Source organism: Nocardia wallacei (assembly GCF_029868745.1).
GTDB lineage: Bacteria > Actinomycetota > Actinomycetes > Mycobacteriales > Mycobacteriaceae > Nocardia > Nocardia wallacei_B.
Window position 1 is genome coordinate 13,751 of the sequence record NZ_JARWOP010000062.1, and the last position, 13,918, is coordinate 27,668.

Sequence of the window (13,918 nt, forward strand, 5' to 3'; positions counted from 1 at the left end):
TGGCCGCTACAAGCAGTTTCGTCTTCGTGAGACCGGTCTGCGCCCGACATAGCGGCTCGCGGGCACGGCCGGTGACCCAGATGCCGCTGGGCCGGGGTCTGTTGGAGCTGGATCAGCTGAAATCTGCGTGATCAGTGAGGATTTCGTTGATCTGGTGCCGGGCTCGAGCTGCCCGCTGTGTGTCGGTGACCTGATGATCTGTGAGGGTCAGCAGGGCTTTCCAGAGCGCCCAGCCGCGGGCACGGGCCCAGGTGTCCGCGTCGTGGGCGACGGTGCGGCGGAAGGCTCGGCGGCTGCGCCCGGACAGCATTGTCCATGCCAGGACAAGGTCGCATGCGGGATCGCCGACCCCGGAGGTGCCGAAATTGATGACCGCGGTGAGCTTCCCGTCATCGACCAGAAGATTGCCGGACGCGATGTCGCCGTGGAACCAGACCGGATTTCGGGTCCATTCGGTGGCCAAGGCGTCGTCCCAAACAGAAGTGGCCGCGGTGGTGTCGAGGCAGCCTGCGAGCATGTCGAGGCAATCCCGGGTCTGCCGGTCGTAGTGAGACAACGCGTCTCCACGGTAGAAGCTGTGGACACCGGCCATCGGTGCGCCGGTCGTGTCGCAGCGTTGCAACGCGCGGACGAATCCCGCGACCGAGACCGCGAATTCGGTCAGATTGTCGATGCGGTCTCGGTCAGCGGACTCCCCGGGGATCCAGCGGCGTACCGACCAAGGAAACGGATAGCCGAGGCCGGGGGTACCGGTCGCGAGGACGTCCGGTATCGGTGTCGGCAGCGCGGAAGCCAGCCGCGGAAGCCAACGGCTTTCCTTGACCACGGCCGGTGCGTAGCCGGCCGCCGTCGGTAACCGAACGGCCATGTCGTCGCCGAGGCGGTAGGTGCGGTTGTCCCATCCGTCGTTGCGCACCGGCGTGACCGGCAGATGGCTCCACCGCGGAAACTGCGCAGCGATCAGTCCTTCGACGAGGTCGGCATCGATCCCGGCGCGCCCGTCGACTGAGTCAGGCATCCGATCATCCTCAGTGGCGATCTAGAAGATGACGCCATTTCCGGGTAGCGGAGGAGAAGGGCAGATAAGAAGATAAAAAGTGGTCCCAGCTGGTTTCGAACCAGCGACCTCTCGCGTGTGAGGCGAGCGCTCTCCCGCTGAGCTATGGGACCGGGTGGTGTGGGTGTCCGGGGCGGCTCCGTGGTGCCGTTCCGGACGGGATGGAACTTTAACACGCAGCACCGGCATCACACCAAATCGTGGGTCTAGCTGGGAGTTTGGCCGGCGTTCAGGTGGAGGGCAGAAGGGGGCCGGGTGGGCGTAGAGCCGCTCGCGGAGGATCGGCCGGAGTGGCTCGAGCGGCACGGTCGGCGCACCTCGGCCGGATGCCCGCGAAGGCGGTGCCGACCAGCTGAACTACACCGCTGTCATTCGAATTTACCCGCATTTACCTGCGGATTTGTTGACAGCGCGGAACGTGGGCTAATGTTCTCTCTCGCAGCCGGAAGGTACCGAGAGGGCCTCCGGAAGCGAAAATGCGGATGTAGCGCAGCTGGTAGCGCATCACCTTGCCAAGGTGAGGGTCGCGGGTTCGAATCCCGTCATCCGCTCGAAGGCCAACCCGGCCTTGGTTGGCGGTGTGGCCGAGTGGTGAGGCAACGGCCTGCAAAGCCGTGCACACGGGTTCGATTCCCGTCGCCGCCTCTAAAGAGGCACCCACGCGCGATTAGCTCAGCGGGAGAGCGCTTCCCTGACACGGAAGAGGTCACTGGTTCAATCCCAGTATCGCGCACCAACATTCACGCAAGAAGGGCCCGGTTCACGCCGGGCCTTTCTTGCGTCTCGAGGTACCCGAGCGTTCACACCCCCACCCCCAGCACCTTGTCCAACACCCGCGCCCCGGAATCAGTCACACGGAGGGAGCGGCGGGTGGCGGTTCGCTCGACCCAGCCCGCCGATTCCATGCGGGTGAGGACGGCGGCGCCGAGGGCGCCGCTGAGGTGGTGGCGTTGTTCGCTCCAGTCGACGCAGAAGCGGAGGAGGGGGCGGCGGGTGTGGGTGGTGGCGGCGAGGTCGACGCCGAATTCGGTGAACAGGGGCTCGGCGTTCGGGCCCAGTTCGTACGGGTGCTCTCGGAGCGGGGCGGAGATCGGATCATGTTGGGAGCGTTCGGTTCCCGTGCCGCCGTCGGTGCGCACCAGTGCGCGATGGTCCAGTAGGCCGGCGGTGACGGCGACGCCGAGGCGGCCGGCCAGGTGGTCGTAGCAGCTGCGGGCGCGGCGTAGGGCGGCGGCGCGAGTGGATTCGCGCAGCGAGCGGACCGGGCGCGCGGGAGCGAGCACCGCCAGGGCCTCGATGGCCGCGGCGACCTCGCGGTTCGACAAGCGGTAGTAGCGGTGGCGGCCGGACCGTTCCACGGTCAGCAGGCCGCCGTCGACCAGACGCGAGAGGTGTTCGCTGGCGGTCGAGGCCGCTACGCCGGACTCCGCGGCCAGCACCGAGGCGGGCAGCGCGCGGCCGTCGGTGAGGGTGGTCACGATCCGTGCCCGGGTCGCGTCGGCCAGCAGCGCGCCGACTGCGGCGATGTCGGTGTAGCCGTAGAGGGGACGGTCGTCGGTCATGACACCAGTCTGCCGCGGTGACGTTTCGGTCCCCACCGAATCATGGGCGGCGGCCATACTTCGGCGAATCCCGAACGGTTACGGGATGACACTGCGGATATGAGTAGTCCGACTTTCGAGATCGCTCCGGCCGCGACACGACGCGGGCGCGTACTGGCGGTGATGTGCGCGGGCATGTTCCTGGTCCTGCTCGATGTGACCATCGTGAACGTCGCCCTGCCCAGCATCGGCCGCGACCTGCACTCCGACGTGTCGACGCTGCAGTGGGTGGTGGACGGATACGTCGTCGCCATCGCCGGGTTGCTGCTGGCCGCCGGCACCGTCGGCGACCGGATCGGACACCGGCGGGTGCTGGTGGCGGGCTTCGCGCTGTTCGGGCTCGCGTCGCTGGCATGCGCGCTGGCGCCGACGACCGCCGTGCTCATCGCCGGTCGCGCGGTGCAGGGCGTCGGCGGCGCGCTGCTGCTCCCCAGCACGATGGCGGTCATCGTCGACGTGTATCCGGAGCGCGGCGAACAAGCCAAGGCGCTCGGAACCTGGGCGGCGGTGTCCTCGCTGGCGCTGCCCGCGGGACCGTTGCTCGGCGGCGTGCTGACCGATGTGCTGGGCTGGCGGCCGGTGTTCTGGATCAACGTGCCGCTGACCGCGCTCGTGGTCGTCGCGGCGCTGCGGACGGTGCCCGCCCGGCCCGGGACGCGCGGCGGGCGGTTCGACGTGACGGGCCTGGCGGGGTTCGTGATCGCCCTGGGCGGCCTCGTGTTCACCGTCATCTCCGCGGACGGTCACGCGGGCTCGACCGCCGTGGCGTCCGCGCTGGTGACCGTGCTCGCCCTCGCCGTCGCACTGGCGAGTTCGGCGCGCAGCGAACATCCGATGCTGCCGCTGGACCTGTTGCGCCGCAAGGACTTCCTGAGTCCCAACGTGGTGGCGCTGACGATGAATCTGATCTTCAACGGGCTGCTGTTCGTCGGCATGCTGTATTTGCAGGAGGTACGGCACTATTCGCCGATCGCGGCGGGAATCGCGGTGCTGCCCATGGCAATACCCCTGGTGGTGCTGGCGCCGGTGTCGGGGCGGATCACCGCGGCCCGCGGCCCCCGCACGGCGATCGGGCTCGGCTGTGTCGTCTCGGCCGCCGGTTCCCTGCTGCTCACCCTGGTCCACGCCGACGGCGGCATCGCCGCGCTGCTCGCCGGGTTCCTCCTGGTCGGCTGCGGCGGTGGGTTGATCACCGCGTCGGTGGTGGCCGCGGTCGTGCGCGCCACTCCCCCGGATCGGTCCGGGCTCGCGACCGGCACCTCCAACACCGCCCGGCAGATCGGCACGGCCTGCGGTGTGGCCGTCTTCGGCGCCGTCGCCGGATCACCGGCCGACGCGCATTTCGTGGACGGCGTGCATCTGCTCGCCGTCGCCGCGGCCGTGGCGTGGATCGGGGCGCTGGCGCTCACCGGAATCGGGATCCCCGGCCGGTCCCGGGACTGATTCGGGCCCCGACACGAGACCCGTCGCTACCACACGCAGACCGGTTGCGGGGATACGCTTTTCGAACGCAAGAGCGAAGGCGGGCGGAAGTGGTGACGACGAGCCGGATCGACGACGCACGGGCCGGGCTGCTCGACGACCCGGGCGAGGGCCTCTCGTTCGGGCTCGAGGAGGCCGACGAGACCCTGGCGACGATGGTGGCCGCGCAGGCCGAGGAGCGCCCGCGCGATCGCGAACTGATCACCCAGCGGCTCGGTCTCGACGGCGAGCGTCCGGAGACGCTGACCCTGATGGGCGCGCGCTACGGGTGGTCGCGGGATCGGGTGCGGCAGTTGTACACCCGCGCCGTGGGACAGATGGTGCGCCGGGTCCAGGCCACCGGGCACCCGGACACCGCGATCTTCGCCGAGCGCTATCCGGTCGGCTGGCTGGACGAGCGGCTGGTGCGCACCCTGCTGGCCGAAATCTACGCCACCGACAGCGATATCGCCGCGCAGGACCTCGCGTATCTGCGGCTCAGACTGGCGGGACACGCGCTCATCGACGCGAAACGGCTGGCGGGCTTCGTCTTCCAGCGCATCGCGGGGTGGCAGCAGCGCGGGCGCTGGCATCTGCCGACCACGCGTCATGCCGAACCCGTTGCCGGGCAGCTTATCCCGCTGCTGCGCCGCGTCGAATGGGCGCAGGGCGACCCGGCCGCCCTGCCGGACACCCAGGTGCCCACCGTGGATTCCGGCGACGATGCGCGCGGCTCGGTGTTCGCCGAGAAACTCGGCCGCGAAACCACTTTCGACACCGCGCTGGAGGCGCGGCTGCTGCGGATGCTGGACGAGGGAGAGCAGGTCGCCGAGTTCATCGAACGTCCCGCCGCGGTCGACTACCGGCTCGACGGCGCGGAACGCACCCACTACCCCACCGTGGCCGCGCGGCTCACCGACGGGCGGGTGCTGCTGGCCGATGTCGTCCCGGTGGCACGGCTCGCCGTGCACGGCAATCGGGTGAAGCTCGAGGCTGCCCGCGCCTGGGCGCACGAGCGTGGCTGGGGCTGGCTGGCGTTCACCGGGAGCCGGCTCGGTGAGGAAGACCTGCGCCGCCACACCGTCGATGCCCGGCACGAGAACATCCTGCGCAACCGTCTCGCGGCCGGGCCGATCGCCTGGCCGGAGTTCCGCCGGTATGTCGACGAAACCGGCATGGACATGCTCGGCTTCACCGCCCTGACGCTGCGGCACGGCTGGCGCTGGGAGCGCGGACCGTTCCGCCTCGAGCGCGAGGGCTGAATCGCCGCACGGTCACGAATCGGACGAAACGATGTTTGCTCCCCGCACTTCGGGGCAGGCCAACCACATCGCCACCCAGTCCGACATCCGGGAGTTGTGATGAGCATTGCATCGGGGACGTTGACCTTGGCGCGGGCCACGGCGTCGACGGCTGTGCACGCCGCCGAGGCCGCCGGTGGGGCCGCCGTCGGAGCGGTCACCGGAGCCGCGCGGGGGACGGTGGCGGGCGCCGTGTCCGGTGCCCGCGGACGCATCGATACGCCGACGGCCACCGTTCTCGGCGTCGCGGCCGTGGGGCTGACCGGGCTGGTGGAATGGCCGATCGCGCTGGCGGCGGGCGGCGTCGCGGGCACGGCCTACCTGCTCCGGCGGGCCAGGTCACCACAAGGGCCAACGTCCTCGGACTCGGCCGCGAGTACCGAGCCGTCGGACACGCGGATAGAGTCGCGCGCGACCCCATCGACCGAACCGACTTCGCGCAAACCGTCGTCCGGCGCGAAGGGCGGCGGCTCGGCGTCAGGATCAGGGACACGACCGCAGGCCGCGGCTCGTCGGCGGGCGGCTCGTCCTGCGTCGAGCGCCAAGTGATGGGGACGCTGCGCGGAATCGTGACGGCGCCGATCCGGGTGCCACTCGCCGTCACCGGAGTGACCCTAGGACTGGTACAGCGACCGGGCGGAGTGGCGGCCCGAGTGCTGAACTCCGATCTCGGCGCCACCGCGACCGAACTCGCCGACGGCATCGGCCGCGAGTTCGGCGCGCTGGTCGATCCGCGACGGCTACGACGGCAGCGCCGAGTCACGGTGCATGCCGACCGCATTCATGCCGAGGTGCGGGGCCTGCGTACCCGTCGCGGGCCCGAGGTCGGCAAGCGGCTGCGCGAGCATCTGGAGCAGATGGCCGGGGTCCGCTGGACTCAGATCAACGCCGCCACCGGGCGGGTCACCGTCGCCGCCGATCCGGAACACGTGTCGCCCGACCGCTTGGAGGAGATCCTCGAACGGGTCGAGACGGAGGCGGGCACGGATGTCCGGTCGTGGAGCCGGACGCACGAGCATCCCTCCGACCGCGAGCCCGTGCTCACCTCGGCGCTGCAACTTGCCGGTGACGTCGTCGGCTTGGGCGCGGCCATCACCGGCCGGGTGCTGCCCGTGCCCGCTCCCGCCCACATGTTCCGTGCCGCGATCGCGCTGGTGGACGGGCAGCCGCGGTTGCGCGGGATGCTCCAATCCCAACTCGGGCCGCACCGCACGGAGGCGGTCATCACCGTCGCGACCGCGTTCGGCCAGGCCCTCGACTCCGAGGCGGCGGGCCTGTTCGCCGATGCCACGCTGCGCACGGCCCGGCTGGTCGAGGCGGCCGCACGGTTCACGCAGTGGCGGCGCTGGGAGAGTCTGATCGCCGACCCGGACCACCCCGACGTGACGGAATACCATGCGGCGCAACCACGTCCGGCGCTGCGGCCGCGCGGGCCGATCGAACGCTGCGCGGAGGAGGTCGGCGGCGTCTCCACGCTGGCCGCGGCCGCCACCCTGGTCGGCGGACGCGGAATCGGCGACGCCGCCGACGCCGTGGTCTCGGGCGTACCGAAGGCTGCCCGGGCGGGGCGGGAATCCTTCGCCGCCACCCTGTCCGCCGGCATGGCCGCCCGCGGCGTCCTCACCCTCGACCCGCAGGTATGGCGGCGCTTGGACCGTGTGTCCGCGGTCGTCATCGACCATCGAATCCTGCGCGGCGCGCGCCCGGTGGTGCTGGCCGCCGAGTCCCTCGACCGCGACTGGCCGACCGATCAGGTCTGGAGCGCCGCACAACGCCTCATGTGGCACAACGGCTCCGACCTCCCCATCCCCCCGCCCCGCGGCCACCAGCGCCGCGATCTCCGCCTCACGCGCGAGGTTGCCGCGGAAGCCGAACTCGACGCCGGGCTCGAAGAAACCGCGGTGCACTCCGGCCCCCACCCGAACAGTCCGCCATCGAACGCTACGGCGATGGCCGACCACGCCGATGTCGATGCATCCGTGAAAGCAACGGGGAGGCAGAGCGAAACCCGCTCGGCTCTGCGGACTTCGGGTGAGGCCTACTCGGAGACGGACACGGTGGCGGCACCGGACAACACGGTGCACGGCGGTGCGGAGACGCCGATGTCGGCGAATCCCGCTGAGCGCGAATCGAATAACGGCGTGCGCTCCGAGACTCGCGCAGAGGGCACGGACGGAGCGGGCACCAATGCGGCCGGGAACGGCTCTGCAGCCGACGCGAATATCCGTGAGTACGACTGGGATTCGCCGCCCGAGGATGTCGACCCCGGCGACCCGCACTGGTGTGTGCTGCGAGAACGCGGAAGGGCGGTCGGGAAGGTGCTGGTGGGGCGTGAACCGCATCCCGAGGCGGTGGGGTTGCTCGCCTGCGCTCGTAAAGCTGGCCTGCGGGTGGTGCTGGTCGGCGGTGAGGACACCGGCGAATTGCGGCGCAGCGCGGACGAATTCGTGTCCGCGAACAGTTCGTACACGCGGCTGGTGCGCCGCCTGCAGGAGCAGGGTCATGTGGTCGCGGTCGTGAGCGGGCGGGTGCGTCGGGCGATGAGCGCCGCGGACCTCGGCATCGGCGTGGTCACGCAGGGCGCCGACGGGGAGACGGTGATTCCCTGGCAGGCCGACGCCGTCTGCCCGGATCTGGGCTGCGCGCGCCAGATCCTCAACGCGGCGGGCCCGGCCCGGCGAATCAGTGAACGCGGGCGCGTCCTGACACTGTCCGCCGCCACGCTCAGCGGGCTGCTACTGGCCTCGGGCCCCGCGCGCTCCCGGCCCGCACGCGCCACCAGCCCACTCGCGGCGGCCACCCTCCTCGGCCTGGTGAGCGGCCTGCGCAGCGGTTATCGGGCCGCCCGCGCGGCCGGACCCGCGCAGATCGCGCTGGTGCCGTGGCACGCGCTCGAACCCGACGAGGTGCTGGCCCGGCTGCCGGAACCGCATCGCCCGCCACCCGCGCCCAAGCCCGCGTTGACGGCCGCCGCGGCTCGGCTCGGCGAACGATTCGCCGCACCCACCGCGACCGTCGTCGACCTCGCCCGGCAGATGCGACGTGAGCTGGCCGACCCGATGACGCCGCTGCTGGCCGTGGGCGCGGTCGCCGCGGCGCTGCTCGGCTCGCCCACCGACGCGGTGCTGGTGGGCTCGGTGCTCGGCCTCAATGCCGCCGTGTCGGCGCTGCAACGGCGCCGGGCCCACATGTCGCTGCACCGGCTGCTGCTGGGCGAACGGCTACAAGCCCGCCGGATCACCGACGACGGCGAAATCCTCACCGTCGCTGACGATCTGCGGCCCGGCGACATCATCGCCCTGCGCACCGGCGAGGTGGTGCCCGCCGACGCGCGCCTGCTGGAGACCGACGGACTGGAGCTGGACGAGTCGGGCCTGACCGGAGAATCGGTGACGGTCGAGAAGCACACCGCCGCCACTCCCGGTGCGGCACTGGGCGATCGGGCCTGCATGGTGTTCGAGGGCGGCGTGGTGGTCAGCGGCACCGCACGCGCGGTGGTGGTCGCCGCGGGCGACAGCACCGAGGCCGGACGGGCGCTGGCCGCGGCCGGGCCGCCACCCAGCGGCGGCGTGCAGGCGCATCTGCGGACCCTCACCGCGCGCGTGCTGCCGTTCACGCTCGGCGGCGGAAGTACCGTCACCGCAACGAGTTTCCTGCGTGGCCTGCCGCTGCGCCCGGCGCTCGCCGACGGCCTGGCGGTGGCGGTCGCGGCCGTCCCGGAGGGGTTGCCGCTGGTGTCCACGGTCGCGCAGCTGGCCGCGACCCGGCGGCTGTCCCGGCACGGCGTCCTGGTGCGCTCCAGCCGCACCATCGAGGCGCTCGGCCGCGTCGACACGGTGTGTTTCGACAAGACCGGCACGCTCACCGACAGCCGGTTGCAGCTGGTCGCCCTCGCCGATCTCGACGACCAGTGGTGCGCCGGGCAATTCGGCGATTCCGCTCAGTCCCGCCGTTTGCTGCGGGCGGCCGCACGGGCGTGCCCCGGATCGAGCGACGGCCCGCCGGTGCATGCCACCGACCGCGCGGTGGTGGAGGCCGCCGACGCCCAGCTGGGTGTCCGGGCCGCGCACGTGTGGGATCCCATCGAGGAGGTGCCGTTCGAGAGCTTCCGCGGCTACGCGGCGGCCGTGGGCCACACCGCCCACCACATCCGGCTGGCGGTGAAGGGCGCCCCGGAGGTACTGCTGCCACGCTGCGACCAGGTGCTGCGCGCCGACAGCGAAGGCGGCCACCGGGTTTCGGCGTTCAGCGAGGCCGATCGCGCCGACGCGGAGGCTGCCGTGCACCAGCTGGCCGAGCGCGGGCTGCGGGTGCTGGTGGTGGCGCGGCGCGACTTCCCCTCCGCGCCAGACGATGTCGACGGCGAGATCGAACACCTGACCCTGCTCGGATTCGTCGGCATCGCCGACCATCCCCGCCCGCAGACGCGGGACCTGATCCGGGAGCTGACGGACAACGACATCGGCATCCGGATGATCACCGGCGACCACCCCGTGACCGCCCGCGCGGTCGCCGATCAGCTCGGCATCCCCGCCGACACCATCGCGACCGGCGCCGACCTCGACGCGCTCGACGAGGACGGCCGCGCCGAGCTGATCGAGCGCGCCACCGTATTCGCCCGCGTCTCACCGGAACACAAGGTGCGCATCGTGTCGGCGCTGCAACGGCACGGGCACACGGTCGCGATGGTCGGCGACGGCAGCAACGATGCGGCCGCCATCCGCACCGCCGACGTCGGTATCGGGCTGGCCGCCCGCGGGTCGGTCGCCGCGCGCGAGGCCGCCGACCTGATCCTCACCCGCTCCGAAAACGGCGTCGATCCGTCGGTGCTGCTGCACGCGCTGGCCGAGGGCCGCAGCATGTGGCAGCGGGTCCGCGACGCCATCGGCGTACTGGTCGGCGGCAACGCGGGCGAGGTCACCTTCACCGTGCTGGGCACCCTGCTGTCCGGGCAGGCGCCCATCGGCACCCGCCAATTCCTGGTGGTGAATCTGCTGACCGACCTCGGTCCGGCGATGGCGGTCGCGTTGTCACGCGGGCGCGCCGAGACCACCGACTCGGGCGCACCCGTGCTGGAGGAGCAGGCGGAACTGGGTGGCGCGTTCCTGCGCTCGGTCGCGGTGCGCGGCACCTGCACGGCCCTGGGCGCGGGCACGGCGTGGCTGCTGGGCCGGACCACCGGACGTCGCCGCCGCGCCGAGACCATGGCGCTGGCAGCCCTCATCGGTACCCAGCTGGGCCAAACCCTGGTCATCGGCCACCGCAGTCCCCTGGTGTGGACGACGGTCGCGGGCAGCTGGGTACTACTGGCCGGGGTGATCATGACGCCCGGAGTGAGCCGCTTCTTCGGCTGCGTCCCCCTGGGCCCGATGGCCTGGACGATCGTGGCCGGCAGCACCGCCCTCGGCACAGCAAGCGCCGTCGCCGCAAGCCGCGTATTGGCGTAGGAGAGCCGGCCGGTCGTGAGCTCGCCCGGCCTCGGCTTGCCGGTGTCTGCCCGGCACTGTCAGCGCAGCATCAACCCCGCTGCGATGAAGGTGACGATGATCAGCACCGCGAAGCAGGTGATGAGCTGCCAGTGCAGGAGGGCCTCGCGCTGTTTGGCGATGGTGACGCGGAGGGTGGCGTCCACGCGGTTGTGGTCGACCAGGCGGCGGCGGGTGGCGTCCAGTTCGTCGGCGGTCTCCTCGGCGCGCTCCAGGCGGTGCATCAGCTTGTGGACCTGCTTGGCCTTGTCGCGAGTGGCCTTGCGCGCCAAGGCCAAAGCGGTGCGCTGATTCATCAGTTCGCGGCGCTGCTGAGCGATGACCAGGGCCTGTGCGCGCGTGTGCTCCTCCCAGTCGGTCACCGTTCCCCATCCTCCTGTGGTTTCGTCGCGGTATCCCCAGGCCAGTTCCCCGGCCACCCACTGTTCGATGAATTCCCTTACCGCCCAGGGTTTTTCCCGCGGTACCACCACTCCGGACCGGCCCGCCTCCACCAGGCCCGCGACCACTCGATAATCACACCCCTCCGGCGCGAAGTCGTCGACGGCCAGCGCCGGCATCTGCCCTACCCAGTACCCCGGCGGGCACAGCCACAAAACCTCGTCGCAGCCGACGGCGCGCAGCCGGGCCGTCCGCTCCGCCGCGTGCGCCAGCGACACCGGCGCGCTGCGCACCTCGATCGCGCACAGCCGGTTGCCGCGCCGCCACAGCACCGACGGGGTCTGCGCACCCAGCGCCTTGTCCACCTCGGCGTCGTCGGCGCCCGACGCCAGCAGCCGCCCGCGCAGCCAATATTTCAGCCGCTGCACGTCCCAATGGCAGTTCCCACACCCGGCCTCACGGCATCGCTCCCCCGTCCGATGCCCTCGCGGATTCGGTTCGACCACCGGCAGATTCGCCGGCTCCGCAGAGGACAGCACCGCAGTAGGCCCGCGCTCGATCTCGCTCAGTTCCCTCGTGTCCACGCGACCACTTCCCCTACACCCAGCGGACCACAGTCGACCCGCTCCTTCCAGATTGCCGCACTTGCCAGCCCCCTTCACACGAACGTGACTATTTTCGTTACCCAACCGGGAGCCCAGCGTGATCATCGAACGCCGCCACCCGCCGTTACGTGCGAATTCGACACGGAATTAGCAGAATTCACGAAAACGCCACCGGCGCCTTCCGGCCATCCGGTCCGCGGGCTGCGCGACCTTCGCACGGCGGCTAAGCTTCGCCCATGGAGACCGCCGGATACATTCCTGTATCGACTGTGCGGAGCGCGCGGACGGCCAACTCGGTGGCCTTCGGATTGCAGGGCTTCTTCCTCGCGGTGATCCTCACCGAGTTGCCCCAGCAGCGGGACCGGTTCGGGCTCGACGACACCCAGATCCTGCTCGCCACCGTGCTGATCTCGGTGCTGGCGGCGGCGGGCAGCGTGGTGGCCGAACGGCTGGCGCTGCGCTGGTCCAGCCGCACCGCGCTGCGTGCCGGGCTGGCGTTGATCGCGGTCACCGGAGTGGGGATCGCGCTGGCGCCCCAGCTCGCGGTGCTGTTCGTTGCGCTGGGCGGGTACGGCGTCGCGGTCGGCGTGGTCGACGCGAGCACCAACATGCAGGCGGTCTTCATCCAGCACGGGTACGGCAAGGTGGTGCTGTCGTCGTTCTACGCGGCTTGGAGTGCGGGAGCGATCCTGGGCGCGCTGTTCGTGTCCACGTGCGAGGCTCTGGATGTCTCGCTGCCCATCGCGGTGCTGACGGCCGCGCTCGTCGTGCTGGTGGCCGGGCTGGTGTTCGGGCCGCGGCTGCTCGGCACGCGGCAGGCCGAGGCCGAACCCGAGGAGGCGGCGGCCGCCGGATCCGTCCCGCTACGCGCCTATCTGGCGATCGGCGTCGCGATGGCGCTGGTCTTCGCGGTCGACCTCGCCGTGGGCAACTGGTCGGCGCTGTATCTGCGCGACGAGTTGCGTTCCTCCTCGGCGACCGCGGCGTTGGCGCTGGCGGCCTATCAGGGTGCGTCGCTGGCCGGGCGGCTCACCGGCGATCTGTGGGTGCGCCGATTCGGGCCGCGGGCGGTGGTGCGGGTGGCGGCGGCGATCGGGACCGCCGGGCTGGCGCTGGTGGTCCTCGCCCCGGATCCGGTGGTGGCGATCGCGGGATTCCTCGTCGCCGGAATCGGATTGCCGGTGATCGCGCCGCTGTGTTTCAGCGAGGCGGGCCGGCTCACCGGCGGCCGCGGGCTCGACGCGCTCATCGCCCGGCTCAACCTGTTCAACTACGCGGGCACGCTGATCGGCGGCGGAGTGGTGGGCGGGGTGGCCGGTGCGACCAGTCACCGGATCGCCTATCTGTTGCCGTTGCTGTTCGCGGCCGCGTTGATCGTGTCGGCGCGGTTCTTTCAGCCGCGTCCACAGACGGGCAAACCGCCAGCGTCCGCACCCGGCCGTGCTGTACTGGAGGAATGAGCGACATCCCAGTCATCGTCGACCGGGCCGGTCTGTGGGACGCCGAAGCCCTCAGTGACGTTGCGGCGGCGACGTTTCCGCTGGCCTGCCCGCCGGAGCTGGCACCGGAGGACATCGACACGTTCATCGCCCGGATACTGTCGGGCGATCGCTTCGGCGACTACCTCAGCGATCCCGGCCGCACGGTGCTCAAGGCCGTGGCGGGCGGCGATATCGTCGGCTACGCCATGCTCGTGGCGGGCCCGCCCGCCGATCCGGAGATCGCCGCGGCGATGGGCGACCCGATGGTCGAGATCAACAAGCTGTACGTGCTGCCCGACCACCACGGCGCCGGGGTGTGGGGGGCCCCCCGGGGGGGGGGCGGCGGCGCCCCCCCCCGCCGGGGGGGGGGCGGGGGGGCGCGTGGTAGGGGGTGGTGGCCGGTGCGTACGGCGGGTGGTCGGGCTTGGTGCGGGGTCTTCCGTTGGCGGCCGACGGCGCCACCTTCGACGAGGCGATCGATGTGATGATCGTCGATCTGATGCTGGGGGAGATGGACGGATTCTCCTGTATTCGTGAGATCCGCC

At 71.2% G+C, this 13,918-nt stretch carries 9 protein-coding genes and 4 tRNA genes; 9 read left to right on the top strand and 4 right to left on the bottom strand.

The window, feature by feature from the left end; all coding sequences use genetic code 11:
• Positions 1 to 112: 112 nt before the first annotated feature.
• On the bottom strand, positions 113 to 1,018 hold the full coding sequence (locus QH470_RS03755) for an aminoglycoside phosphotransferase family protein (RefSeq protein ID WP_280270835.1): 906 nt from the start codon (positions 1,016 to 1,018) through the stop codon (positions 113 to 115).
• 80 nt (positions 1,019 to 1,098) lie between these two features.
• Positions 1,099 to 1,170, bottom strand: a tRNA-Val gene (locus QH470_RS03760).
• Positions 1,171 to 1,535: 365 nt separating this feature from the next.
• On the opposite strand from QH470_RS03760, the gene QH470_RS03765 reads away from it, so the two are divergent.
• From QH470_RS03765 to QH470_RS03775, 3 genes are all read left to right on the top strand, one after another.
• Positions 1,536 to 1,608, top strand: a tRNA-Gly gene (locus QH470_RS03765).
• A 23-nt stretch (positions 1,609 to 1,631) separates the two neighbouring features.
• Positions 1,632 to 1,702 (top strand) — tRNA-Cys (locus tag QH470_RS03770).
• 16 nt (positions 1,703 to 1,718) lie between these two features.
• Positions 1,719 to 1,793, top strand: a tRNA-Val gene (locus QH470_RS03775).
• Positions 1,794 to 1,857: 64 nt separating this feature from the next.
• Here the strand turns inward: QH470_RS03775 and QH470_RS03780 are convergent.
• Complete coding sequence (locus tag QH470_RS03780) at positions 1,858 to 2,619, bottom strand: ArsR/SmtB family transcription factor (protein ID WP_280270836.1); 762 nt, start codon at positions 2,617 to 2,619, stop codon at positions 1,858 to 1,860.
• 99 nt (positions 2,620 to 2,718) lie between these two features.
• Between QH470_RS03780 and QH470_RS03785 the strand changes: the two genes are divergently transcribed.
• From QH470_RS03785 to QH470_RS03800, 4 genes are all read left to right on the top strand, one after another.
• On the top strand, positions 2,719 to 4,101 hold the full coding sequence (locus QH470_RS03785; protein ID WP_280270837.1) for an MFS transporter: 1,383 nt from the start codon (positions 2,719 to 2,721) through the stop codon (positions 4,099 to 4,101).
• An 89-nt stretch (positions 4,102 to 4,190) separates the two neighbouring features.
• On the top strand, positions 4,191 to 5,381 hold the full coding sequence (locus QH470_RS03790) for a hypothetical protein (protein WP_280270838.1): 1,191 nt from the start codon (positions 4,191 to 4,193) through the stop codon (positions 5,379 to 5,381).
• 99 nt (positions 5,382 to 5,480) lie between these two features.
• Positions 5,481 to 5,969 carry a hypothetical protein gene (locus QH470_RS03795; RefSeq protein WP_280270839.1) on the top strand — a complete coding sequence of 163 codons (489 nt, stop codon included), beginning with the start codon at positions 5,481 to 5,483 and terminating at the stop codon, positions 5,967 to 5,969.
• Positions 5,969 to 10,867, top strand: a complete 4,899-nt coding sequence (locus tag QH470_RS03800; RefSeq protein WP_280270840.1) for a cation-translocating P-type ATPase — start codon at positions 5,969 to 5,971, stop codon at positions 10,865 to 10,867. Before QH470_RS03795 ends, QH470_RS03800 begins: the two co-directional genes overlap by 1 nt.
• 59 nt (positions 10,868 to 10,926) lie before the next feature.
• Here QH470_RS03800 and QH470_RS03805 read toward each other — a convergent pair whose 3' ends face one another.
• The gene (locus tag QH470_RS03805) at positions 10,927 to 11,715 is read right to left on the bottom strand and encodes a competence protein CoiA family protein (RefSeq protein WP_280270841.1); all 789 of its coding nucleotides are present in this window, start codon (positions 11,713 to 11,715) and stop codon (positions 10,927 to 10,929) included.
• 413 nt (positions 11,716 to 12,128) lie between these two features.
• On the opposite strand from QH470_RS03805, the gene QH470_RS03810 reads away from it, so the two are divergent.
• Complete coding sequence (locus QH470_RS03810; RefSeq protein ID WP_280270842.1) at positions 12,129 to 13,352, top strand: MFS transporter; 1,224 nt, start codon at positions 12,129 to 12,131, stop codon at positions 13,350 to 13,352.
• Positions 13,349 to 13,858: a GNAT family N-acetyltransferase gene (locus QH470_RS03815; RefSeq protein ID WP_280270843.1), complete on the top strand. Its 510-nt coding sequence runs from the start codon at positions 13,349 to 13,351 to the stop codon at positions 13,856 to 13,858. The genes QH470_RS03810 and QH470_RS03815 overlap by 4 nt, the downstream gene beginning before the upstream one ends.
• Positions 13,859 to 13,918: the final 60 nt, after the last annotated feature.